Origin of the sequence: Sphingomonas kaistensis, assembly GCF_011927725.1 — a bacterium.
Taxonomy (GTDB): domain Bacteria; phylum Pseudomonadota; class Alphaproteobacteria; order Sphingomonadales; family Sphingomonadaceae; genus Sphingomicrobium; species Sphingomicrobium kaistense.
This window is the reverse complement of the sequence record NZ_JAATJC010000001.1, coordinates 2,371,870-2,394,544: the sequence shown is the minus strand read 5'-3', so window position 1 is coordinate 2,394,544 and position 22,675 is coordinate 2,371,870. Positions and strand designations below refer to the sequence as shown.

At 65.5% G+C, this 22,675-nt stretch carries 33 protein-coding genes and 1 tRNA gene; 20 read left to right on the top strand and 14 right to left on the bottom strand.

What is annotated here, in order from left to right:
- The first annotated feature begins 46 nt into the window (after nt 1-46).
- Entirely contained in the window at nt 47-1,078 is a 1,032-nt protein-coding gene (locus GGQ97_RS11880) for an AI-2E family transporter (RefSeq protein WP_168069842.1), read from the top strand.
- 32 nt (nt 1,079-1,110) lie between these two features.
- A complete protein-coding gene (locus GGQ97_RS11875) occupies nt 1,111-1,533 on the top strand; it encodes a lasso peptide biosynthesis B2 protein (RefSeq protein ID WP_168069841.1) in 423 nt (140 codons plus the stop codon).
- A gap of 73 nt (nt 1,534-1,606) precedes the next feature.
- Here GGQ97_RS11875 and GGQ97_RS11870 read toward each other — a convergent pair.
- The 14 genes from GGQ97_RS11870 to GGQ97_RS11805 all read right to left on the bottom strand — a co-directional run bounded on the left by GGQ97_RS11870 (nt 1,607) and on the right by GGQ97_RS11805 (nt 9,810).
- A tRNA-Arg gene (locus tag GGQ97_RS11870) sits at nt 1,607-1,690 on the bottom strand.
- Nucleotides 1,691-1,757: 67 nt separating this feature from the next.
- On the bottom strand, nt 1,758-2,471 hold the full coding sequence (locus tag GGQ97_RS11865; protein WP_168069839.1) for a tyrosine-type recombinase/integrase: 714 nt from the start codon (nt 2,469-2,471) through the stop codon (nt 1,758-1,760).
- 158 nt (nt 2,472-2,629) lie between these two features.
- Nucleotides 2,630-3,001, bottom strand: a complete 372-nt coding sequence (locus GGQ97_RS11860) for a helix-turn-helix domain-containing protein (RefSeq protein WP_168069837.1) — start codon at nt 2,999-3,001, stop codon at nt 2,630-2,632.
- A 57-nt stretch (nt 3,002-3,058) separates the two neighbouring features.
- A complete protein-coding gene (locus tag GGQ97_RS11855) occupies nt 3,059-3,793 on the bottom strand; it encodes an NUMOD4 domain-containing protein (protein ID WP_168069836.1) in 735 nt (244 codons plus the stop codon).
- Nucleotides 3,786-4,496, bottom strand: a complete 711-nt coding sequence (locus GGQ97_RS11850) for a hypothetical protein (protein WP_168069834.1) — start codon at nt 4,494-4,496, stop codon at nt 3,786-3,788. Before GGQ97_RS11850 ends, GGQ97_RS11855 begins: the two co-directional genes overlap by 8 nt.
- Entirely contained in the window at nt 4,493-5,089 is a 597-nt protein-coding gene (locus tag GGQ97_RS11845; protein ID WP_168069833.1) for a hypothetical protein, read from the bottom strand. The genes GGQ97_RS11850 and GGQ97_RS11845 overlap by 4 nt, the downstream gene beginning before the upstream one ends.
- Nucleotides 5,086-5,784, bottom strand: coding sequence for a lambda exonuclease family protein (locus GGQ97_RS11840; RefSeq protein WP_168069831.1), 699 nt, complete (start codon nt 5,782-5,784; stop codon nt 5,086-5,088). Before GGQ97_RS11840 ends, GGQ97_RS11845 begins: the two co-directional genes overlap by 4 nt.
- Entirely contained in the window at nt 5,781-7,652 is a 1,872-nt protein-coding gene (locus GGQ97_RS11835) for a DNA cytosine methyltransferase (RefSeq protein ID WP_168069830.1), read from the bottom strand. Before GGQ97_RS11835 ends, GGQ97_RS11840 begins: the two co-directional genes overlap by 4 nt.
- Nucleotides 7,649-7,840, bottom strand: a complete 192-nt coding sequence (locus tag GGQ97_RS11830) for a hypothetical protein (protein WP_168069828.1) — start codon at nt 7,838-7,840, stop codon at nt 7,649-7,651. The genes GGQ97_RS11835 and GGQ97_RS11830 overlap by 4 nt, the downstream gene beginning before the upstream one ends.
- Nucleotides 7,837-8,292, bottom strand: coding sequence for a hypothetical protein (locus tag GGQ97_RS11825; RefSeq protein WP_168069827.1), 456 nt, complete (start codon nt 8,290-8,292; stop codon nt 7,837-7,839). Before GGQ97_RS11825 ends, GGQ97_RS11830 begins: the two co-directional genes overlap by 4 nt.
- 1 nt (nt 8,293) lies before the next feature.
- The gene (locus GGQ97_RS11820; protein WP_168069825.1) at nt 8,294-8,503 is read right to left on the bottom strand and encodes a hypothetical protein; all 210 of its coding nucleotides are present in this window, start codon (nt 8,501-8,503) and stop codon (nt 8,294-8,296) included.
- Nucleotides 8,500-8,790 carry a hypothetical protein gene (locus GGQ97_RS11815; protein WP_168069823.1) on the bottom strand — a complete coding sequence of 97 codons (291 nt, stop codon included), beginning with the start codon at nt 8,788-8,790 and terminating at the stop codon, nt 8,500-8,502. The genes GGQ97_RS11820 and GGQ97_RS11815 overlap by 4 nt, the downstream gene beginning before the upstream one ends.
- Before the next feature lie 67 nt (nt 8,791-8,857).
- Nucleotides 8,858-9,148, bottom strand: coding sequence for a hypothetical protein (locus GGQ97_RS11810; protein WP_168069821.1), 291 nt, complete (start codon nt 9,146-9,148; stop codon nt 8,858-8,860).
- A complete protein-coding gene (locus GGQ97_RS11805; protein WP_280740570.1) occupies nt 9,145-9,810 on the bottom strand; it encodes an XRE family transcriptional regulator in 666 nt (221 codons plus the stop codon). The genes GGQ97_RS11810 and GGQ97_RS11805 overlap by 4 nt, the downstream gene beginning before the upstream one ends.
- A gap of 84 nt (nt 9,811-9,894) precedes the next feature.
- Here GGQ97_RS11805 and GGQ97_RS11800 point away from each other — a divergent pair, with 84 nt between their 5' ends.
- The 18 genes from GGQ97_RS11800 to GGQ97_RS11715 all read left to right on the top strand — a co-directional run bounded on the left by GGQ97_RS11800 (nt 9,895) and on the right by GGQ97_RS11715 (nt 22,672).
- Nucleotides 9,895-10,107, top strand: coding sequence for a transcriptional regulator (locus tag GGQ97_RS11800; RefSeq protein WP_168069817.1), 213 nt, complete (start codon nt 9,895-9,897; stop codon nt 10,105-10,107).
- Nucleotides 10,108-10,269: 162 nt separating this feature from the next.
- Nucleotides 10,270-10,722 (top strand): hypothetical protein, encoded by a 453-nt coding sequence (locus tag GGQ97_RS11795; protein ID WP_168069816.1) that lies wholly within the window; start codon nt 10,270-10,272, stop codon nt 10,720-10,722.
- Entirely contained in the window at nt 10,719-11,705 is a 987-nt protein-coding gene (locus tag GGQ97_RS11790; protein WP_168067057.1) for a hypothetical protein, read from the top strand. The genes GGQ97_RS11795 and GGQ97_RS11790 overlap by 4 nt, the downstream gene beginning before the upstream one ends.
- The gene (locus GGQ97_RS11785; RefSeq protein WP_168069814.1) at nt 11,702-11,926 is read left to right on the top strand and encodes a hypothetical protein; all 225 of its coding nucleotides are present in this window, start codon (nt 11,702-11,704) and stop codon (nt 11,924-11,926) included. Before GGQ97_RS11790 ends, GGQ97_RS11785 begins: the two co-directional genes overlap by 4 nt.
- 64 nt (nt 11,927-11,990) lie before the next feature.
- Entirely contained in the window at nt 11,991-12,278 is a 288-nt protein-coding gene (locus GGQ97_RS14575; protein WP_483414527.1) for a VRR-NUC domain-containing protein, read from the top strand.
- Nucleotides 12,278-12,709, top strand: coding sequence for an HNH endonuclease family protein (locus tag GGQ97_RS11775; protein WP_168069811.1), 432 nt, complete (start codon nt 12,278-12,280; stop codon nt 12,707-12,709). Before GGQ97_RS14575 ends, GGQ97_RS11775 begins: the two co-directional genes overlap by 1 nt.
- A gap of 70 nt (nt 12,710-12,779) precedes the next feature.
- Nucleotides 12,780-13,127 (top strand): hypothetical protein, encoded by a 348-nt coding sequence (locus tag GGQ97_RS11770; RefSeq protein WP_168069809.1) that lies wholly within the window; start codon nt 12,780-12,782, stop codon nt 13,125-13,127.
- Nucleotides 13,114-14,499: a phage/plasmid primase, P4 family gene (locus tag GGQ97_RS11765; protein ID WP_168069807.1), complete on the top strand. Its 1,386-nt coding sequence runs from the start codon at nt 13,114-13,116 to the stop codon at nt 14,497-14,499. Before GGQ97_RS11770 ends, GGQ97_RS11765 begins: the two co-directional genes overlap by 14 nt.
- A gap of 195 nt (nt 14,500-14,694) precedes the next feature.
- On the top strand, nt 14,695-15,255 hold the full coding sequence (locus GGQ97_RS11760; protein WP_168069805.1) for a hypothetical protein: 561 nt from the start codon (nt 14,695-14,697) through the stop codon (nt 15,253-15,255).
- A gap of 142 nt (nt 15,256-15,397) precedes the next feature.
- The gene (locus tag GGQ97_RS11755; protein WP_245197951.1) at nt 15,398-15,757 is read left to right on the top strand and encodes an HNH endonuclease; all 360 of its coding nucleotides are present in this window, start codon (nt 15,398-15,400) and stop codon (nt 15,755-15,757) included.
- 149 nt (nt 15,758-15,906) lie between these two features.
- Nucleotides 15,907-16,182, top strand: a complete 276-nt coding sequence (locus tag GGQ97_RS11750) for a hypothetical protein (protein ID WP_168069803.1) — start codon at nt 15,907-15,909, stop codon at nt 16,180-16,182.
- Nucleotides 16,182-17,870 carry a terminase large subunit gene (locus GGQ97_RS11745; protein ID WP_209022846.1) on the top strand — a complete coding sequence of 563 codons (1,689 nt, stop codon included), beginning with the start codon at nt 16,182-16,184 and terminating at the stop codon, nt 17,868-17,870. Before GGQ97_RS11750 ends, GGQ97_RS11745 begins: the two co-directional genes overlap by 1 nt.
- A 137-nt stretch (nt 17,871-18,007) precedes the next feature.
- Nucleotides 18,008-19,120 (top strand): phage portal protein, encoded by a 1,113-nt coding sequence (locus tag GGQ97_RS11740; RefSeq protein WP_168069801.1) that lies wholly within the window; start codon nt 18,008-18,010, stop codon nt 19,118-19,120.
- 10 nt (nt 19,121-19,130) lie between these two features.
- The gene (locus GGQ97_RS11735) at nt 19,131-19,985 is read left to right on the top strand and encodes a head maturation protease, ClpP-related (RefSeq protein WP_168069799.1); all 855 of its coding nucleotides are present in this window, start codon (nt 19,131-19,133) and stop codon (nt 19,983-19,985) included.
- A gap of 16 nt (nt 19,986-20,001) precedes the next feature.
- Nucleotides 20,002-21,243 (top strand): phage major capsid protein, encoded by a 1,242-nt coding sequence (locus tag GGQ97_RS11730; RefSeq protein ID WP_168069797.1) that lies wholly within the window; start codon nt 20,002-20,004, stop codon nt 21,241-21,243.
- Between the two features lie 55 nt (nt 21,244-21,298).
- Entirely contained in the window at nt 21,299-21,586 is a 288-nt protein-coding gene (locus GGQ97_RS11725) for a hypothetical protein (protein ID WP_168069795.1), read from the top strand.
- A 52-nt stretch (nt 21,587-21,638) separates the two neighbouring features.
- Nucleotides 21,639-22,058, top strand: coding sequence for a hypothetical protein (locus GGQ97_RS11720; RefSeq protein ID WP_168069792.1), 420 nt, complete (start codon nt 21,639-21,641; stop codon nt 22,056-22,058).
- Nucleotides 22,058-22,672, top strand: coding sequence for a hypothetical protein (locus GGQ97_RS11715; protein WP_168069790.1), 615 nt, complete (start codon nt 22,058-22,060; stop codon nt 22,670-22,672). The genes GGQ97_RS11720 and GGQ97_RS11715 overlap by 1 nt, the downstream gene beginning before the upstream one ends.
- The last annotated feature ends 3 nt before the right edge of the window (nt 22,673-22,675 follow it).

Here is a 22,675-nt window from a genome sequence, read left to right as displayed (position 1 = left end):
ACCGTAAGCACCTCTTGAGCGTCGGTCGGGCATGAACCAAGCTGGCATGCCCGACGCGCTTTTCATCCGCCGCACCCTCATCGTCATCGCGCTGACCGCGCTGGCGCTGCTCGCCTGGGAGTTGCGCGAAGTCCTGCTCATGGTGTTCGGTGCAGTGGTTGTCGCGACCCTGTTTCAGAGCCTCGCGGGCGTGTTCCGCAAGGCCCGCATTCCGGAGGGGCTGAGCCTCGCCCTCGCAGTGTTGACCGTCGTGCTGGTGGTGGCGATCTGCCTGGCGCTGTTCGGCGCGCAGCTGGTCAGCCAGTATGAGCAGATCCGCGAAACCCTGCCCAAGGCATGGGCGGCGGTGCAGCAGCGGCTGGAAGGGTTTGGCCTGTCCGGACAGCTGGAGCAATTGAAGGGCGGTGGCGGCGGTGGCGGCTTTGCGTCCACTGCAGGAAGTTTCGTGATGAGCCTCGGTGGCGGGCTTGCCGACGCCCTGCTGATCGTGGTGGGCGGCGTGTTCCTTGCCGCCTCGCCGCGCTTCTACCGTGCCGGGCTCGTCAAGCTCGTCCCGGAAGGGAAGCGTAGTCTGACCGCCGACGCGATCGGTGATAGCGGCACGGCGCTCAAGCTGTGGCTTAAGGCACAGCTCGTCACCATGGCGGCGGTCGGGATCGCCACAGGGCTAGGCCTGTGGCTGGTCGGGGCAGACAATGCGCTTGCGCTCGGCCTGCTCGCAGCACTGCTCGAGTTCATCCCGTTCATCGGCCCGATCCTTGCGGCCATTCCGGCGATCCTGATTGCCGCCGCCGTCGATCCGCAGATGGCGCTGTGGGTGGCCGGCGTCTATCTCGTCGTCCAGCAGCTCGAGGGCTACGTCTTCTCGCCCCTGCTTCAGCAATGGGCGGTCGACCTGCCCGGAGCGGTGCTGCTGTTCTCGCTGCTGGGCATGGGAACCTTGTTCGGCGCACTCGGCGTGGTTTTCGCTGCACCGCTGACGGTGGTGCTCTACGTGCTGGTCAAGAAACTCTACGTCCGCGAGGCGCTGCATACCCCGACGCCCATTCCCGGCGAGGATCAGACGGAGCAAGGCTGACGGCCACCCCGGTTGCTTGCTAAGGGCGACCCATGCGCCTCGCCAACAACAAGCTGCTTGCCCGGCGGCATTGGGGAACCCTCGTCGAAGCAGGTCTGGCACTGGCGACAGCGTCGGCCGCGACGCGTCTGTTGCCGTTCAAGCGCTACATCGCATTGGGCGCGCGACCGGTCGGACAAGACCAACGCGCGATCGGTGACGAGATGGCACGCATCGTCGACGCCCTTGGCAGGCGATTGCCCTTCCGTTCGGTATGCCTGCAACAGGGGATCGCCCTGCAGTGGATGCTGCGCCGCCGCGGCGTTGACGCGGTCCTTCACTATGGCGTGCAATTGCCCAAGTCGGGCGGCGAGATCCGGGCCCATGTCTGGGTCAGCGTCGACGACCGGGTCGTCCTGGGCGCACCGCAACACGCCGACTATGCCGAAGTCGCGCGCTACCCCTCGGCAAGATAATTTCATCGGCGCGCAGAGCCTCAGGCGTGACCGGCACGCTCGCGCTGTAGAGGTTCTATTTCAAGGAGAGGCGTGGCGCACCCGACAGGATTCGAACCTGTGGCCTCTGCCTTCGGAGGGCATGCCGAGGGCCCGATTTAGAGGGCGGGCGGGGTGCATGCTCTCTCATTTTCGGCGGAACAGGTCGTGAATCGACGCCGGTAGCACGGACATAGCACGGACAATCACCGCCGCCGATCCGCTGAGGCTAGCGCTTCGTCCATGAAGTCCGGTGAGTGGTGCGCGTACTGCTCGACCGTGGTCGCATAGGACTGCCCCAGCCAGCCCGCGATCTTCCACAGGTCGACGCCGTCCTGCGCCATCCAGGTGCCGCGCGTGTGGCGCAGCGTGTGCGGGCTCACTCCGGTCAGCCCGGCGCGCTTGCAGGCCCGGCCAAAGCTGCCCTGTACCGCCGTCTCGTCCTCGCCGTTCCATGCGCCGCCGATGTCCTTGATCGGGCGGCCAGCGTCATGGATCACGAACCCGACGTCGCTCATCCGCCGGCGCCAGGCCGAGCGCAGGAACGGCATCAGGCGGGCAGGGATGGGGATGTGCGCCTTCTTCTTGTTCGTCTCGCCGCCCTGCTTGAAATTGATGCGGCCTTTCTCGAGGTCGACCTGTGGCCAGCGAAGAGTAAGGATCGCCGTCTTGCGGGCGCCGGTGTAGAGGCCGAGCATGACGAAGAGTGGCAGATAGAGGCGCACGTCTGCCCGGCCGTTGCGGGCGGCGTTAAGCAGCCTTGCAGCCTCGCCGCGGGTCAGCCACCGATCCTTACCGTCTGGTTTGGCCGGCAGCTCCACGAACGGGACGTGCTTCTTCTCAAGCCGCTTCTCGTCGGCCGCGAAATTGAGCGCCGCGGTGAGGGTGCCGAGCTCGCGCCGCGCGGTGCCAGCCGCCACCCTGCGCTTCCGCACATATTCCCGGCAGCGGCCCTTGGTGATGTCGGCGACGGTCTTGCCTTCCCAGTATGGAAGGAGGGCCGCGATCGCATAGCCAATGCGCTGCGGATCCTTGCGGGTCGGCGCGTGCTCCTCTCCGTAGAAGGCAAGGATGTCGCTTATCTGAAGCTCGCTCGGATCACGCGGCCCTGCGGCTCGGTGTCGTTCGCCGATGAACCTTGCGAGAGCCGCTTCAGCTTCTCGGCCGTCTGCCGTGCCCGTTGAGCGGAGCCGCTCTTTACCATGCTCGAACCAGGTGATGTAGAAGACTGGGCGCTTGCCAGGCGGCTTGAGCTTGGGGCCTCGGTTGGGGCGTGGCATTGCTGTTCCTTCATGCGCTCGACGAACGCGACCATGTCGTCATAGTCGATCAGCCGCGCCGAGCCGAGCTTGACCGTCGGGAGGCCTTGCGAGCGCAGGGTGCGGATGGTGCGGACCGACGGGAGGTTGAAGGCCTCCACCGCTTCGGCTGGGGTCATCAGGCGGCTCATTGTTTTTCCTTGCGGACGTAGCCTGGCTTGGGCTTGCGGGCGGGGAGCGACGACATCCTAAGAGCTGCCCGCTTGGCGATATGTCTCGCCGGCCGCGAGCTTATAGGCAGCGGCCTTCGACAGGCCAAACTCCAGACGCAGCGCCGGAACCTTTTCTCCCGCTGCTAGGCGCCGACGAAACTCGCTCACTTGCTCCCAAGTCAGCCTCGCATTGTGATTTGCTGCGCCGTTCTGGCCGTTGCCAGTGCTGATCGGGTCGCTGAACCCGAATGGTCGCTCCACGTGACGCCAGTTCTTGCCGCTCCGAATATCTTCAATCGCGTGCCGGGTGACGCCGAGGCTGACTGCGACGGCTGTCGCGGTGTGACCTTCGGCCAGCAACGCAATCGCCGCCCTGACGCTATCCTCAGTCAACTTCGCCTTCGGGTGCTTTGACCCCGCCCCGTGCGTGCCGTGCAAGCGCTTGTGCGAATGGTTTTCGACTTTGCTGACCCATTTAAGATTGTCAGATCGAGCGTTGTCGCGCTTGCCGTCGAGGTGAGCCACTTCATTGTGCAGCACGTTGGGCTGCTCACCTTTGAATGCGCGGCAGACGAGCCGATGAAGCGTGAACATGCGACGGATGCCGCGGGCATATAGCGTGACGGTCAGATAACCATCCGGATTGCGGCCGGGCGTCTTGATCTTCCAGTCGCCGCTATGACGACTGCGCATGCGCCCGAGATTCGAAACCTCGTAAAGGTCTGCGAACGCAGCCTCCGGAACCGGGCGCCATTCTTCCTCCTCAGTCATTTGAAGATGATCCCGCAAGGTCGCGGATGGCACAATACCCTGCAGCTGGATCCCCACTAAGGGTAGAGAGGCTATGTCCTTCCTTGAGGGCTGCGGGCAGATCGAACCAGCCCTCCAGCCACGTCAGGCCACGGTCTCGCGCAATGGACGAAGGCAGGGTCTCGTCCTGCCCCTCCATCTGTCGCTCCAACTCGGCACGCACCTCTTCCACAGAGACCGTTACCGGGGGAGGAGTGAGGGCTGCGCGGACCTCAGACGGATGCATCGCATCGCCGTGCTCATCCTTTGGCATCGCCGCTAGGACGATGTTGATAAGCGTTCCGCCGAGGTCGCCTTCGTATTCCTCAGTGCCTTCGCATGGCGTCCAATCAGCTACGCCAAGCTCCTTCGCCAGAAGCTCGACCGCGAACTGCACACCGGCGTCGAAAACACCAGCAACCGGGCTGTCAAAGTCCGGAAGTGGGCCGTGGTGATGCTCGTATGGCTTCAGCGCCTCTTTGAGCTGCTCGTAGCCGGTCGCCACCCCCTCGCTCTGCTCTACAGGCGGGGATGCTGATGACATGGCCTCAACGGCCGCGTCCGCAGAGGCGATCCAGCGATCCTTGTCCTGAACGAGAGCCCACGGAAGGGCTGAAAGATTGCCATTGAACAGCTGGGCGCGCTCGTAAATCGCCGCTGCAATAGCTTCAGTTACCTGGCTCATACTGCCAGCTCCTCGCCACGGATCCGCACCGCATCGACCGCGCGCTGGTGCAAATCGGGATGCTCGGCGGCGAGCTTCTCCAGCGATTTTGCGGCGTTCGCCTCAGCGACGCCAAGCGCGGGCAGGTCGGTGCAGGCCGCGACCTTGGCGGTGAATCCGTCGAGCCACTCCTGCGGCGTCTGGCGCGCGGTCTGCTTCTGCTCGATCTGCAGCGGCAGGATGCGATGCGGCTTCCGGCTGCCTTTCGTCGCGGTCAGCATCATGTTCTGCGCCGCGTCGATGTGGCTCATGTGGCTGATGCGGATGCCGCCGACCTCCATGCCGGCCCATTTCACCGTCGGATCGCGGTAGAGGGTCAGGGCTCGGCCGGCGTATTTGCTGGCATCCGGGCCCCATGCCTGAACGAGCACCCGCGACATGCTCTTGCACGGCCGGAACGCCTTGTCGGTGCCCTCAAGCAGGATATTGACCGGCTGCTCCTGACCGCCGCGGATCTGGACCTCGCGGATGGTGAAGGTCAGAGGGCCGGCCAGCAGGTCGTCCGCATTGATCTGATCCGACTTGGGGACGATCACGCTGCTCATATCGTTCATACAAACATCTCCGTTTCGACGGTGCGCTCGGTCGGGAACAGCGGAAGCCCGCTCGCCAGCGCGTCCTGATAGATTGCGACCACCTCATGGATCCGCGCCTCGAACTTGGCGGCGGCTTCGAGGATGGCGTCTTGAATCGTTGGAGCGGGCTCGACCCGCATGGTGATCATCGGCAGGCCGCCCGAGTAGCTGACCAGGTCGCACCACTTGCGGCCGGTGATCAGCAGCTGGCCCTGCACCTGGAGCACGAAGTCCTCGGGGATGACCCGGCGCTCGTGCCAGTCGACCAGCGTCTGCACCTGGAACTTCTGCCCGCGCGACTTGCACTCGATCATGCCCTCGTCGCCGACCAGCCCATCGGGGGAGCAGCCGAGCGTGAAGCCCCAGCGCGCGTTGGTGACGAAGCCGCACTCGGTGACCGGCGCGAACTTCTCGCTGTACAGCTCGCGCGCCCGGTACTCGTCGTTGTGGCCACGGAGCATGGCGTCCGAGATGTAGGTCGGCTCGACGTAGTTGGTGATCCGCTGAGCCGCGAGCTCCCAGCAGTGGGCGCGCTCCTTGGCGTTGCTGGCGATCTTGAGCGAGGGCGTGATGATGCGGTCGAGCTCGCTCGCGGTCAGTAAGCCGCAGCGCGCCTGGTGCCACTCGTCGGAGCCCTGCACCATCTCGGGCCAGTAGCGGATGTGGGCGGTCATGCGGCCGCCCTCTCGCTGACTGCCGCGGCGACATTCGCCCGCACCAGTGCCTCTGCGATCGGTGGGCAGACGCTATTTCCGCACTTGGCGACCTGCGCGGTCTTGGTGATCGGCCGCCCTTCCGCGTCCTGGTCGATGATGTAATTGGCGGGGAAGCCCTGCGCATTGAACAGCTCGCGAGGGGTCAGCATCCGCATGCCGATGTCGACGATGACATATTCCTCGCCCTCGATGGTGACGGTCACCAAGCCGAAGCGGTCCTTGGTCGTCACCGAGTGGAGAGGCTCGCCGAGCTGCGGATCCTGGTCGGTGCCATAGTACTTCAGCAGAAAGGCGCGGACCTCGGCCATGTGGGTGCCGCCGGCGCTGACGGTGTGCAGAGGCTCGTCGACGGGCTGGCCGTGCGCGCAGGTCCCGCGGAGCTTCAGCAGGTTGCTTGTGACGAGACGCTGCTGGCTACCCTTGGTCGCGATCGTCGAGATCGGCGCGTCAGCACGGCGGCCGGCGAGCTGGTCATTGTTCGGGCCGCCATTCGCCTGCTCGATGTGGGCACAGACGACGGCGCTCTTTCCGCCGCCGCCCGCCGTCGTTGTGGGAAGGGGTTCGGTGGCAGCGGCCCCCTCACTCTTGCCGAACTGGCGCTCCAGGAACGCACATACGGCGCCGAAGCGGTTCTCAGTCGTGGACGTCCGCAGTGGTTCATCGACAGGGTTACTGGCGCGCGGCTGTCCGCCTTTGTCGCCATAGAACGGCGTAAGGACAGCGCCGACCACCGTGTTGTGGTCGCCATCGCTGGCCGTGACTGTGTGCAGAGGCTCTTCAGCGGAGCGGTTGCCGCCACCCTGCTGCGCGTAGCTGGCGAAGGGCGCTAGGACTGCGTCGACCCTGCCGAGCGGTGCTGCGCCGCCTGGGCGCTTCACGAAGCTGTTGGCCGTCACCGTGGGGACCGGCTCGTCGGCGCCGCTGCCGATCGCCCCGTTGCGGAACTTGGTGACATGCGGACTGATGATCGCGAGCTCGCCGCGGTTCGCGCCAGTTACGGTCACGAGCGGCTCGCTGAGCGGCGAGCTGCGATCCGGGCTGCCGTGGTGGGTCAGCGGCACGATGAACGGCGCCGGATTGTTGACCACGAACTTCATGATGCCGTGCGCGATGCGGCGCAGCGTCTTCTCGGCCAGCGGCTTCTTGCGTTCGAAGATGGAAGGGCAAGGGATCGACCAGTCGATGATCTCGGCCGCGGTGCGCCACGGCAGGCGCTTGCCGCTCACCACCTCGGGACTGCCGGGCTTGCCGTGCGTCGGCTCGGGCCAGACGATCGGCCGACCGTCGCAGCGCGCGATCATGAAGAAGCGCTTGCGGATAGTCGGCGCGCCATAGTCGCAGGCGCGCAGCTCGCGGAATTGAAGCCGGTATCCGCTCTTCCGCAGCTCGCGGCACCACTTGTCGAAGGTCTCGCCGGCGCGTTCCTTGATCGGCTTCCCCTCGTCGCAGAGCGGGCCCCAGGTGCGGAACTCCTCGACGTTCTCGAGAAAAATGGTCGCGGGTCGGACGCGCTTGGCCCACAGCACGACGACCCACGCGAGGTCGCGGATGCTCTTCTCCCGCGGCTTGCCACCCTTCGCCTTGCTGAAGTGCTTGCAGTCGGGGCTGAACCACGCGAGGTCGACCGGGCGGCCGTCGGTGACGTCCTGCGGATCGATCTGCCAGATGTTGTTGCGGATGTGGCGGGTGCCTGGGTGGTTGACCTCGTGCATCCGGATCGCCTGCTCATCGTGGTTGATGGCAATGTCCACAGCGCGGCCGAGAGCCTGCTCAATGCCTGTGGACGCGCCGCCGCCACCGGCGAAGTTGTCGACGATCAGGCTCATCCGGCGATCCAGCAGAAGATCAGCACCGCCACGATCGCGCCGCCGATGAGTACCGTGCCCCAGAATTCGGCGACATCGCGCCACGAGCAGGCGACCATGTCATAGTCGGGGCGGTTGTCATTGGCCGGGCCGGCGGTGCCGTCGCCCATCGCCCGGGCAATCTCGGCCGGGTCGATCCAGGCGCTCACGACCGCACCTCGATCAGACGAGAGTCACTCGGCTGCCGGCCATTCACCGGGCAGTCGAGGAAGGCATCGAACGGGCGGCGCGGCTCGAACGCCTCGACGTCGAGCGATCCGATCGGCACGGCGTAGGGAACGGCCGCAGCGACCGCGACGGGGTTCAGGCCGAAGCGCCGATGCTCGCGACGAGCCTTCACCGCGAAGATGTGCAGCGTCTGTCGAGCCTGCCCCTCGCCGGCGGTGTCGTTGTTTTCGAGGATGGCGAACGACGCCCAGCCACCCTTGGCCTCGGAAGCGCGAACCGGCGACGGTGTCATCTCAGCGACTGCCTGGTCGAGGGTCAGCGCAGCCAGCGTGATACGGCGCTGTTCTCCGCCGGTGAGCAGCCAGGCGGCATAGGTGCGGGTCAGGCGAACCGGGCGGCAGATGTCGAGCGCGAGGCTGTGGAAGCTGTCCATGTCAGCGAACTCCGAAGTAAAGGGCGGTGAGCAGCAGCGAGGCTACGATCAGCGCGCCGATCATGCTGGCGAGATCGCGGTCACGCGCCGCGGTGGTGAGCTTCGGGGCGGGGCGGGGCGTGGTCAGCACGACGTCGCCCTCGGCCTTGGCGGTGCGCTCGAGCGGCCATGCAGCGGGCGGCTCGTGCGGGTTGCGGACAGGGGCGATCATGCTGCCACCCGATGCCGGTCGCCGCCGAGGTCACGCGTCTCGACCTCAACGAACCCGTCGCCGATCAGCACGTTCGCGCCCTGGAACCGCCGCGCATATTCCAGCGACAGGTTCAACGCGATGAACGGGTAGCGATCCTCAAGGCTCGGCGGGTTGGGATGCGGGAAGGCGCGCTCGATCGCGTCGAGCGAGGCAGTGAGCTTGGGATTCTTCGCGCGCTCGGCGGCCGCATGCTCGGCGAGGCGGGCATCGATCCAGGCGCGGCGGTGGGTGGTGGATTGGGGCAAGGCGACCTCCGTAATCATGGAGGCAGCATAGCCAAGCCTATAGGCTAGTCAATAGGAAAACCGATAGTTAGGCGTTTTTGCACATCTCGCGCGCTAGCTTGAAGTCGCTATCGTCGTCGTCGACGTGGACGAGTTTGTCCCACACATAGAAGTGACTGTACCCAGCATAGGCGCCGAACGAGTTCTTCGAATTCACCTGGCCGCATATCCTGCCAAGCGAGTCTTTGCGCAGCTCTATGAACTGCGCGGTTTCGGCATCCTTGAGCTTGGAACGGAGGCCTGCGCGGGCCTGTTCCTCTAGCGAGGGCTTGCACCCCGCTAGCACCAAGGCCGCAACGCAAATGAGGATCACTCTCATATCCGGCGCCCGATCCAGATCACCCGCCCGACGACCTGCATCTCCTCGTCGACGCACTCGACCGGCGGCACCGCGGCATTGTCCGAAAGCAGGAGGTAGGAGCCCTTTGGGGTGCGACGAACCCGCTTGATGACACCCAGGTCGCCATAGGCCACGGCCCAGATGCGATCCTGCTGACGGATGTCCTTCTGCGCGGTGTCGACCAGAACGATGTCGCCGTCGAGGATCGTCGGCTGCATCGAATCGCCTTCGCCCCGCGCCACGAACAGGTCGGCGACTGTGCCCCGCATCATGCTGCGCAGCCATGCGCGCTGGAAGGGGACGATGCCCTTCTGCTCGTACTGCTCGAAGATCGTCGTCCCGCCGCCCATTGAATAGCCGAGCTCGAGCTCCGGCACGATTGCGAGATCCAGCTTCTCGGTCAGCGCCTCGAGAGCAGAGGGCGCCGTGGCCACCGGCGCATCGTTGTCGGTCTCGCCCGCTAGAAACGCCGGCGACGTCTCCAGTTCGGCCGCGATCCGGTGCAGATGCTTTGAGGTCGTGTTGTTGCCGCGGATCAGGGCGTTGATCGTCGGCTGAGACACCTTCACGCGGCGCGCAAGTTCCGCCTGGCTCATGCCCAGCTTCTGCAGCCGTTCGTCAATTCGGTCACCGACAGTCATCTGCCCGAATTTATAGGCATCCCTATAGAACGCCATATCGGATTGGCTATTGACCGGTCTATAGCCTTCGCTATACGTGGGGGTATGGGCAACAAAGCACTCAAGCTCGCCGTCGACAAGGCTGGAGGGCAATCCGCCTTCGCCAGACTGCACGGTGTCTCGCAGCCGACCGTCTGGGCGTGGCTCAACAACGGCAAGGCCCTTCCTGCTGAGTTCGTTCTTCGAACCGAAGCCGAGACCGGGATCAGCCGTCATGATCTGCGCCCCGACATCTACCCGCGCGAGAACGCGGCATGAGCAATCCCATCCCCACCCGCCCGCCACTCCCAGCAGCCACCACGACCCAGCTGCACAAGGCCACCCTGCGCTCGTCGAGCGTCAACTCCACGCGGGCACCGCATTGCGGATGGACTGTGGGGAAGGGTGGCCAGGGTCGTCTTCATTCTTGCGGAGTAACCCATGCCTGACCGCCGTGTCATACCGCCTGTGAAGCCGCTGACGGAACAGGAAGCCCGTCACCTGCTCGCCGGCGGCCTGCTCAAACCGTGCCACGACAGCGGCCCCACGCGCGTTGGCCTGACTATTGGATGCGACGAGAAGACCGTTCGCAAGGCGCGTGACGAGGTCGCCACGATGCGCCTCGACCTCAGCTGGAACGCGCTGCTCGTCAACGAGAACGCGCTCGACGGCTTGGCCGCACACTTCGGAAAGAAGCTGGTCGACACCAACGCCGGGGAGATCAGCCGGAAGACCGCCTCCTGCATCACCAAACTGATGTTCGAGCTGTCGGTCGCGCTGGAGGATGATCGGGTCGACGACCGCGAACTGGCGGCGATGCGCCATTCGATCGAAGAGGTCGGCAAGTCGATCGATGCGATGCGCGAACGCCTTAGCCTGAGGGCCGCGGCATGATAGGCGCCGATCAGATCGCAGCCGAGTTCGTCGCGCAGATCGACGAGCAGCTGGGCAGGGTGGGGGCCGAACTGGCGACGGTGGGCGCGCGCCTGGTCGAGCTCGAGGCGACGGTCGACGGGCTTCAGGCCGTCCGGGCGCGGCTGCTGGGGGAGGCCGCGGTGCTTACCGTCGCCGAGGCCCGGGCTGGGGCGACCGCCGACGAGCGCCCCAAAGCTGCCGCTCACCCGTTTCCCTTGCCCATGCCGGCTGACCCTGACCAGCCCGCCCGCGCCGGCAAACCGCACCGAGATGCCTGGACGGTCGGCGAGGAGCAAATCCTTCGCGACCTCTACCCAACCGAGGGTGTAGAGGGCTGCAAGGCCCGCTTGCCGCATCGCAAAGAGCGCGCCATCATGATCCGGGCCTCGCGGCTTGGGCTGCAGACGGAGACGAAGCGTCCGCCGGTTCGCAAGAACGGGTGGCAGGAGGCCGAGAACGCCGTCATCCGCGCCCACTATCCCGCCGGTGGTCCGCAAGCCTGTGTCGACCATCTGCCCGGTCGCACTGTCGACACCATCCGCCAGCAGGCGCGCAAGATCGGGGTGAAGCTGGATGCCGCCGTGCTGGCCGAGCGCCGGGCGGAAGGCGGGCGCCGCGCGCAGCAGACCCTGAAGGCCGCCGCTGCACCGCCGGTTGCTGCAGCGCCACAACCCGCGCCTCCTCCCGCACCGAAGCCCTTCGTACCGGTCGCGCCGCCTCAGACCATCACGTTCGTCCCGAAGATGCCGCGGGCGCCCGAACTGCCCGATGACGCCATCACCGATGTCGACCACGCCAAGAGCATCCTCGCGCGCCGTCACGCACCGGTCTGCAGCATGGCAGTTCATGGCGGCTCGTCGATCCTGTTCCAGGTGGGGCAGGCCAAGAACGTCCCGCTGAAAGACCTGCTGGAGATGGCCGAGCGGGAACGGCAGCGCGAGCGCGAGAAGGCCGCGGCGTGAGGGCCCGTTACCAAACCCCCGCACGGCCGGGCATCGACAGCCCGGATGCGCTCGCCGGCGCCGCCATCTTTCTGTTCGGCTGCTCCGACGACGCCTTCGCGCGCATCACGCCTGAGAGCCTCGCGCGGACCTATCGGCTGAGCGAGCGCCGGGCTGGTTACGAGCTGACCGTCGCAACGCAGAAGCGCGCCAAGATGCGGGAGGCGCTCGGTGGCGTCTGAGCCCCTGTCCGAGATCGCGATCGTCACGCTCTTCCGCTCACGCGCGAAGATCGTTTGCCCCGGCGTGTCGATCGTCGCGGTGCCGAACGCTGCCAAGCGAACCCAGTGGGCGGCCGCGCGCGCCAAGCGCGAAGGCATGGCGACCGGCTTTCCCGACCTGATGGCGATCGCGCCGGGCAAGATCGCATTCCTGGAGATTAAGACGGCGAAGGGCCGGGTGTCGGCGCACCAAGGCGAGTGGCTGGATCGGCTTCACGCAATGGGCTTTCCTTGCGGCGTCTTTCGCGATGCCGACAGCGCGCTCGAGTTCCTGCGGCACGAGGGTTTCCCCTTTTTCGGAAGGCTTACCTGATGGCTTGGTGGTCGACATCGGAAGGCCGGGCGCAGGAACTTGCCCGGCGTGATCGTCCGCTGTCTGAGCGGTTCGACAAGTTCGTCGTGCGCCAGGAGGGCTGCTGGGGCTGGACCGGTTGCCACAACGGCATCGGCTACGGCTATCTACGCATCAACAAGAAGACGCGTCTCGCTACGCACGTCAGCCTTGAGCTCGCTGGGCGACCGCAGCCGTCGCCAAGCCACATGGCCTGTCACACCTGCGATAATCCGATCTGCACCAACCCAGAGCACCTCTGGTGGGGAACGCAAGCAGAGAACATGCAAGACGCGAAGACGAAAGGGCGGACGCGGAACGGGCAATCGGCGACGGTCAGCCGCGACGCGGACCATGCGCTGGCATTCCTGCGCGAGGCCGGCGCGCCCTTCATCGATCGGCCCGGGCTATGAGCGTAGGATCTTACACGATCTTGCCTTCGAAGCGCAGGATCATGCGCGCGGTACCGTGCAAGGTGGTGCCATGAACGCGCCCGCCAACATCCTTCCAAAGCGCATTGCGCAATACGAGCCACAGGTGCGCACCTTCGTCCCTGGCATCGAAGGTGAAGAGATCGCTCTGCGCTGCGCGATCCTGTTCGCCCGCGACCAAGCGACGCGGGGGTTGACCCGCTGCAGCGCCGAGGCGGCGGGGACGCTAGCGGAGGTGGAGCGCCTCGCTCGAGACGTGGCGTTCGCCCGGATCCCTCTCGACATCCTACGCGACATCCGAGCCCAGCTCATCCGGCTGCTCAGCTGCGCCACCGGGCTGGAAACCATTGCGTACAGGATCGCCCATCCTGACGGGGGAGGGGTGGATGCGCGTGGCTGATGATGGCGAGTTCTTCGAAGGCATGTTCCCGCCGCCGCACGAAGAAGATCCCTACGACAACGTGCATGTCCTGCCCGGCGCCCAGCTCGCCGAGGTCAGTGAGGACGCGATCGCGCTCGCCTTCACCCGCAAGTTCGGGGAAACGATGCGCTTCGATCACAACGCGGGGCGCTGGTTTCAGTGGAGCCATACGCACTGGCGCCAGCTCGATGTGCCTGTCGCCTTCCACTACGCCCGCGAGATCGGCCGCGAGCTTGGTGCCGGCAAGAAGGCGGTCTGCAAGGCATCCGTCGCGCGTGGAGCAGAATCCTTCGCGCAGGCTGATCCGACCCATGCCACCACCAGCGAGATCTGGGACAATGATCCGTGGGTCATCGGCACCCCCAAGGGAACGCTGAATCTCCGTACCGGCAAGATGCACCAGCCGCGGCCCGAGGACTTCATCACGAAATTGACCGGTTGCGCGCCCGACAGCCGGGAGCCGACGCTGTGGCTCAAGTTCCTTCACGACGCGACCCGCGGCGACGAGGAAATGATGACCTACCTCCAGCGCATCGCGGGCTATTGCCTCACTGGCCTGACCACCGAACACGCGCTGTTTTTCATCTACGGACCCGGCGGCAACGGTAAGAGCGTGTTCCTCAACATGCTGGTGCACATCCTCGGCGACTATGCCGTGAGCGCGCCGATGGACACCTTCACCGCGTCCAAGTTCAGCAGCCATCCAACCGAGCTGGCCATGCTCAAGGGCGCCCGCCTGGTCACTGCCAGCGAGACGGAGGAGGGCCGCGCTTGGGCCGAGGCGCGCATCAAGGCCCTGACCGGCGGCGACAAGATCACGGCCCGTTTCATGCGGCAGGACTTCTTCTCCTACGTGCCCCAGTTCAAGCTTCTGTTCGCCGGCAATCACCAGCCCGCGCTGCACTCGGTCGACGCCGCGATGCGGCGCCGCTTCAACATGCTGCCCTTCGTCCACAAGCCCGCCGAGCCCGATCTGAGGCTCGAGCAGAAGCTGCAGGAAGAAAGCCCGCGCATCCTCGCCTGGGCGCTCCGTGGGTGTCTCGATTGGCAGCAGCAGCGCCTTGGCCGGCCTCAGTCGGTCGTCGCCGCGACAGACGAGTATTTCGACGAGCAGGACCTGTTCAGCCAGTGGGTCGAGGACCGTTGTGAGGTCGGCCCCGAGATGTGGGATCTTCCCGCCAACCTGTTCCGTGACTGGACCGACTATGCCCGGAGCAATGGCGAGGCGCCGGGCACGCTCGTCACCTTCGCCGCCAAGATCGAGAAACAAGGTTTCCGCAAGCGCAAAAGCCACGGCGTCCGGAGCTACGTCGGCCTCAGCCTTCGTCAGCAAGAGGAGCGTTTCGCATGATCGGGGGACGGGTGGGGGACGGCTTGGGGGTCGGGTTGCGCGAAACAATACGTAATGAATTCAACAACGTGTGGCGGGTGGGGACGAGTGGGGACGGGTTATTGGACTATTCCCTCCACATGCGCGCACATGAGGACAATAGGTTAGACCCGTCCCCACCCGTCCCTACCCGTCCCCCACACGAGGAGGCGTCGCATGGCGAAGGGTAAGCGGAGACGCGAGGAGCCCAGCCGCAAGATCCGCGCTGCCCGGGTCGATCCCGCCACTCGAATGGCGCGCATCCTCCTGCCGATCGAGCAGGCTAGGCCAGGCGCCTTCGAGGAGATCGACGTTGCCAATCGCAGCGATGGCGATCAGCGGCATTCGATCCGGTCAGGGGAAACCAAGACCATCCGGCGCACGCCGAAGCTGCAGTCGCTGGTCAAGGCGCGCGTCATCACTCAGGCCGAGGCGGCAACCTGCCAGTGGTACATCGACCAGCATTGCGCCGGCTTCGACACAGTCGGTGTCACGGCGAACTATGGCGGATCCGTAGGCGCTGCGACGACTGGCTTCACCCACCTGTCAAAGCATGTCGAGCAGGCGAGGGCTCGGCACCTATTCAGCGAGGCGCGCACTGCCATCGATCCGATGCTGGTGCACCTGTTCGAGCGTGTCGTGCTGGACGGCCGACCGATGGGAAGGCTGGTGCGATCCTTCCGCCTCGCCATTGCCCAGCTGCGGCGACATCTCGACCAAGTCGGAGAGGTGGCTTGACACGCGGACAAAAGTATGCGCTAAACGCCATACTGTTTGAGTTGCGCCAGTCGCACTCCACCATCTTCCGCCAGCATCAGCCACTGAGACCGAGCCTTCGCGCATCGGCGGTTCTTAACGCGCAACTGCTGGCGGAAAACCATTGCGCAAACTGACCAACCTCAAGCCGCGCATCCTGCCATCGCCTGGCCGCCTGACCTATCTCCAGGGCGCGGCCGATAGCGGCGAGCTCGGGATGAAGACGAAGCGGGCGGATAAGGCGCGCTACAACACCAGCAGGTGGCGCAAGCTTCGCTGGTCCATCTTGCTTCGCGATCGCTTCACTTGCCAGATGTGCGGAAGGGTCGAGGTCGTTACCTCGCTCCTGGTCGCTGACCACAAGCAACCGCACCGAGGCAGTGAGCGGCTCTTCTGGGACGAGAACAACCTTCAGACCCTCTGCAAGTCCCCCTGCCACGACAAGCACAAGCAGGCCCAAGAGGCGAGCGGCTACGGGGGGTAGGCAAAAGTCCGGGGCCTTCGATGCCCAGGATACCACCGACCAATCACGCAAATGTTTTTTCCGGTCTGTTTGATTTCTCGACCGCGAAGGGGACCAATTCAATGCCTCGAGGCGGAGCGCGGCCGGGAGCTGGTCGCAAGACCAAGGCCGTGCGCGATGCGCTCGAAGCCTGCGAGCTCGCAGCGAAGCGCAGCATCGGCGACGAGACCCCGCTCGACTTCATGCTGGCCGTGATGCGGGATGATAGCCAAGACATGCGCCTGCGCACCGCGATGGCTCAGGCCGCGGCACCCTACGTCCATGCCAAGCCGAGCGATGCGGGGCCGAAGGGCAAGAAGGAAGAGGCCGCGGCGGCGAGCAAGACCGCCGGCATGGGCACCGACTGGGGCGATGACCTTGGAGCGCCGTCGAGCGCCATCAACTGATGACCTGGTCGACCGCGTGCCCGGACTGGCAGCGACGGCTTGAGGCCGGCGAAAGCCTGGTGCCGGACCTGCCGCTGTTCGAAGAAGAACGGGACCGCGCGCTGCGGATCTTCGACCGCCTGCGACTGCCGGATGTGATCGGCACGCCGGCCATGTCTGACGCGGCGGGGGACTGGTTCCGCGACATCGTGGCGGCGCTGTTCGGATCGTACGATGCCGAGGCCAACCGGCGGATGGTGCAGGAGCTATTCCTCCTGGTGCCGAAGAAGAACGGCAAGAGCAGCTACGCGGCGGCCATCATGGTGGTGGCGATGATCGTCAACCGCCGGCCCAGCGCTGAATTCTTGCTGATCGCGCCGACGAAAGAGATCGCTGGGATCGCCTACCGCCAGGCCAAGGGTATCATCAAGTTGGACGAGGAGCTACTGAAGCTTTTCCACACCCGCGACCACATCAAGACGATCGAGCACCGCCGCACCGGCGCCACGCTTCAGATCAAAGCGGCCGACACGGACGTCATCACCGGCTCGAAGTCGACCGGCATCCTCGTCGACGAGACCCACGTCTTCGCTAAGAAGTCGAATGCCTCGGAGATTTTCGTCGAGATCCGGGGCGCGCTGGCGGCCCGACCCGACGGCTTCATGATTCAGATCACAACGCAGTCGAAGGAGCCGCCCGTCGGACTGTTCAAGGCCGAGCTGGCGCTGGCCCGGGACATTCGCGACGGGAACGTGCAGCTGCCTCGGCTGGCGGTGCTTTACGAGCTTCCGGAACAGCTCGCCAAGGATGACGGCTGGAAGGATCCGCGGGTCTGGCCGCTGGTCAATCCGAACATGGGCCGGTCAGTCGATCGGCAGTTCCTCGAGAACCAGCTTCTTGCGGCCGAGCAGCCCGGCGCCGAGCCGGGAGCGCTGGCCCTGCTGGCCTCGCAACACTTCAACGTCGAGGTCGGGCTGGCGCTTCGCAACGATGCCTGGGCCGGCGCTCGCTACTGGACGGACGCCTGCGACGACACGCTGACGCTGGACGAACTGCTCCACCGTTCCGAGGTGGTGGTGGCCGGCATCGACGGCGGCGGGCTGGACGATCTTGCCGGGCTCGGCGTGCTGGGCCGGTGCAAGAAGACCCGGGACTGGCTGCTGTGGAATCACGCCTGGGCACAGCCTGACGTGTTCGAGCGGCGCAAGGACATCGTCTCGCGGCTTGAGGACTTCATCGCCGAAGGCACGCTGACCCTTTGCGACAGTCCGACAGGCGACATTCTCGGCATTGCCGACACGATCGAGCTGATCAAGGACGCGGGTTTGCTCCCCGAGACAAATGCGATCGGGCTGGATCCACAGGGGGTAGCGGCGCTCGTCGACGAGCTCGTGGCTCGTGGCATTACCGATGCTCAGATGACGGGCATTTCTCAGGGCTTCCGGCTTTCGTCGGCGGTGTGGGGCATGGAGCGGAAGCTCAAGGACGGCACGCTCTGGCACTCGGGCCAGGGCCTCATGACTTGGTGCGTCGGAAACGCGAAGGTCGAGCAAAGGGGCAATGCCGTGCTGATCACGAAGCAGACGGCCGGCAAGGCCAAGATCGATCCGTTGGTGGCGAGCTTCAACGCCGTCATGCTGATGAGCCGGAACCCGGAAGCGGCTTCGGGACCGTCGGTCTATGAGGACCGCGGAATGCTGGTCCTCTGATGGGGTTTTGGAGCAATCTCTTCGGCGCCAGCACCGCGACCGAGGAAAGCCGGCCGCAGGCGTCAACCGCGCTGGCAAACATCGAGTCGGACCCGGCCCTTGCCGCCTTTCTGCTGGGCGGCGCGTCGGCCTCGGGAATGCCGGTGTCCGAACGCAGTGCGATGCGGAACGCCACTTTCAACCGGGCGGTGACGCTGATCTCCGGCACGGTGGGGATGCTCCCGGTCAATCTGATCGAGAAGCTTTCAGACGGGCGAAAGCAAAGGGCAGATGGCCACCCGGTCCAGCGCCTCCTGCGCGTGCGAACGAACAAGTGGCAGGAGCCGGGGCAGTTCAAGTCGTACATGCAGGGGCGGGCTCTGCTGCACGGCAACGCCTACGCCTTCAAGGTGCCCGGCCTTCGCGGGGTCCAAGCGCTGGTGCCAATGGATCCTTGCCGGGTGCAGGTGGGGCTGAGCGAAGATTATGACATCGCCTACACCTGGACCCGCAATGACGGCACGAAGAAAGCTTTCCGACGCGACGAGGTGCTTCACCTCAGGGCGCCGTGGTCGAGTGACGGAATCACAGGTGACGGGCTCTTGCGGCTTGCGTCTGAATCGCTTGGCCTCGCTCACGCGGCTGACATGGCGGCCGCCCGGCTGCTGCGAAATGGCTCCTACGTCGGCGGGGCGCTGAAGCACCCCAAGCATATGTCGGTGGACGCAATTCAACGCCTCCGCCAGCAGCTCGACCAGAATTACAGCGGGCCCGAGAACGCCGGCAGATGGATGGTCCTGGAAGAGGGCATGGACGCTCAAGCCTTCGGGATGAGCGGCCGCGATGCCCAAGGGCTAGAGCAGCGAAAGCATCAAGCGGAAGAGATCAGCCGCTTCACTGGCGTTCCACGGCCGCTTCTCATGTTCGACGAGACGAGCTGGGGCAGCGGCATCGAGCAGCTGGGGCTCTTCTTCGTCACCTACTGCCTGCTTCCGTGGTTCACTCAGTGGGAAGAGGCAGTCGCCAACGCCTTGCTGACCGAAGCGGAGCGAGAGCGCTACATCGTCAAGTTCAACGAGGCCGCGCTTCTTCGCGGCTCGCTCAAGGATCAGGCCGAGTTCCTTGCCAAGGCTCTCGGTGGCCCCGGCGCCGGCGGCTACATGCTTCCGGACGAGGCCCGCGACAAGTTCGACATGAACCCTCTTGAGGACGGCCTGGGCACCAAGCCCGCATGGCTGGCACCGGAGACAACCACAGATGCGCAACCGTAAGCTCCGCGTCATGGCGAAGGCTCGCCCCGATGCCATGCCTCTGCCGGCTCAGAAGAAGGTCAGTGCTTTCACCAAGCCCGACGTGTTCGACCAGTGGGGCAAGGACGCCGCCGGCGTGCGGGCGCTGGCCTCAGGCGACAACGTCATCACCATGTTCGAGAGCATCGGCGAGGACTTCTGGTCCGGCGGAGGCGTCACGGCCAAGAAGGTCGCGGCCCAGCTGCGTGCCATCGGTGACCGTCCCGTCACGGTGCAGATCAATTCGCCGGGCGGCGATATGTTCGAGGGGATCGCGATCTACAACGTGCTGCGGGAACATCCGCAGGAGGTCACGGTGCAGGTCATGGGCATGGCTGCGTCGGCGGCATCCATCATCGCGATGGCCGGAGACAAGATCGAGATCGGCGCGGCGTCGTTCCTGATGATCCACAATTGCTGGGTCTTGGCGATGGGCAACCGGCACGACTTCCGGGAGATGGCTGATTGGCTTGAGCCGTTCGATCAGGCGATGGTCGGCCTTTACGCCCAGCGCACCGGACAGGACGCCAAGCAGGTCGCCGGCTGGATGGACAAGGAGACCTACCTCTCCGGCACGCAAGCGGTCGAGCGCGGCTTTGCCGACGGGCTGCTTGCCGCCGACGCGATGAAGGTCGACGCGGCGGCGCAGGCCGAGGACCGCACCCTCAACGAATTGCGCGCGCTGGAGCTCACGCTGGTGCAGGCGGGACAGACCCGCAGCCAAGCGCGCGACCGCATCAACAAGATCAAGGGCACGCCTGGCGCTGCCCCTGAAGCCACGCCTGGCGCTGGCTCAACCGACTGGCAGCAATCCGCTGCCGCTCTTTTGAACAGCCTGCGGGCTTAATCCCAAGGAACAAGCGATGAAGAAGACGCTCAATCTGGGCGCGGCTCCCCGCGCCCTGTGCGGTGCTGTGCGCGCCGACGCCACCGATCCGAAGGCACTTTTCGACCAGCTCAACGCGGCTGTGAAGGAGATGCGCGAGAACAACGATGCCGCCCTTGCCAGCAAGGTCGATGACGTTGTGCTGACCGAGAAGGTCGACCGCATCAATGCCGAGATCAGCAAGATCGAAGCGGCGATGGACGACGCCCTTGCAAAGATCGCGTCGGCATCGCTCGGCAAGGCCGAAGGGCCCAAGGACGCCGAGTACACCGACCAGTTCAACGCCTACTTCCGCCGCGGCGTGTCTTCGGAGCGCCTGGAGAACGTCAAGGCGGCTGCAACCAAAGTCGACGGCGAGGGCGGCTACCTTGCACCGATCGAGTGGGACCGCACCGTGACGGGTCGTCTGAAGCAGGTGTCGGTCATCCGGCAGTACGCTTCCGTCATCTCGATCAGCGGCGCCGGCTTCAGCAAGGTCTTCTCGGATCGCAACGTCGGATCCGGCTGGGTCGGTGAAACGGCGGCTCGCCCGTCGACGACCACGCCGGCGCTTTCCTCGCTGCAGTTCGCGATCGGCGAAATCTACGCCAATCCGGCGGCTTCGCAGGGGTTGATCGACGATGCCGAGTTCAGCGTCGAACAGTGGCTTGCCGACGAGGTGGAGACCGAATTTTCCCGCCAGGAGGGCATCGCCTTCCTTTCGGGCGACGGCACCAACAAGCCTCACGGCCTTCTGACCTACGTGACCGGCGGCGCCAACGCCGCTCGTCACCCGTGGGGCGCCATCACCACCACGAACAGCGGCGCGGCTGCGGCCCTGACCGGCGACGGCCTCCTGTCGCTGATCTATGCTCTGCCGGAAGAGTATGAGGCGAACGCCAAGCTCTTCATGAACCGCACCACGGCCGGCGCAGCGCGTAAGCTCAAGGACGGCCAGGGCAATTACCTCTGGCAGCAGGCTTTCGAAGCGGGTCAGCCCGCAACTATCGCCGGTGTCCCGATCGTGCACCTTCCGGCGATGCCGGCGGTCGGCGCGAGCGCGGTGGCTGCGCTCTACGGCGATATGGCCGAGACCTATCAGGTCGTCGACCGCATCGGCATCCGCGTCCTGCGCGATCCGTACACCAACAAGCCCTTCGTCCACTTCTACACCACGAAGCGGGTCGGCGGCGGGGTCAAGAACCCCGATGCCATGAAGGCGCTGGTCATCGCCGCCTAAACGGTTGGGGCGGGCCTCTGGCTCGCTCCGCCTCTCACCGAGAAAGGAAAGCAGCATGACTGCGAAGAAGAGCGTGGACACCACGAACGTGAAGCTCAGCGATGTTCCCGGCGTTGCCGACACGAAGCTGATGCAGCCCGACGACCTGGCGCCAGCCACCGAGGTCGCGGCTTCGGGCGCGATGATCGAGCCGACCATCGTCGAGCGCATCGACACCAGCCACCCTGCGGTCGACAACGAGCCGCGCAAGGGACAGCCGGTGATCGCGAACCGGATCGACTTCAATGATCCTGGTTTGGACGCCGCCGACGCGGTCGCCGAGAACCTGAAGGCCCAGGGCTGACACAGGAGGGGAGGGCTTGCGGCTCTCCCCTTTCGCTTGAAAGGGCCAAAACATGCAGAAATCAGCAGCAGTCCGGGCCGCCCAGCTCGAGACGCTCGAAAGCACGATCGGCACCGCGGCGGTCCTGAAGCTGCGCTCTGGCGCGGCTCCGGCGACGGCTGATGCGGCTGACACCGGGACGGTCGTTGCCACGATGACGCTTCCGAGCGACTGGTTGGGTGCGGCTTCGTCGACCTCCGGCGCAACGTCGACGAAGTCCAAGCTCGGCACCTGGTCGGATGCGGCGGCCGATGCGGCCAATGCCGGCGGCGCGATGCACTGGCGCATCTACGCCAGCAACGGCACGACGCCTCACCTGCAGGGAACGGTCAGCGCGACCGGCGGCGGCGGCGAAATCCAGCTGAACAACCTCAACATCGCGCTCGGCCAGACGGTCGAGATCACCAGCTTCGACCTGACCTCAGCTGCCTGATGACGCTGCCTGCATCCTCTGAGACGCTTGGCACCGGCGGGGTCATCGCGACCTCGACGGTCGGCGGCAAAGAGTATCAGGTGGTGATGAGCGCCGGGGCCGACGGTCACATCGTCGGTTCGCGACCGGACTTCTTCCTCTCATTCGCGGCGGCGGCAAACGCGGCCAACCGGATCCTCGGTGACGTCTACAATACCGGCACGGTGCCGATCCGCATTCGCGGGCTGTGGCTCGCCCCGACCATGACGGCGATCACCGGCGCGAGCATCGACTGGATCGTGGGGCGGACGACGGCGGTCGGCACCGGTGGCACGTCGGTGACGCCTGCGCCGCTCGACACATCAGGTGGGTCCTGGCCGGCGGCGGCGACTGCTCGGGCCAACCCTACCGGCGGAGCGACGGCTGGCACGGCCTTGTTCCCGTTCTTCACGCTAAACGAGGAAACCAATGCGGCGTTCGGCATGGTGCCGCTGGTCAACTTGATGCCGCAACTCGGCGACCGGGTGATCGAGGTGGTGCTGCGGCAGAACGAGGGCCTGGCAGTGCGACAGAGTGCGACGGCCAACGCGGTCGGGCTAACCGGCATGTTGATGCTCGCGACGTTCGACAACTAGGCG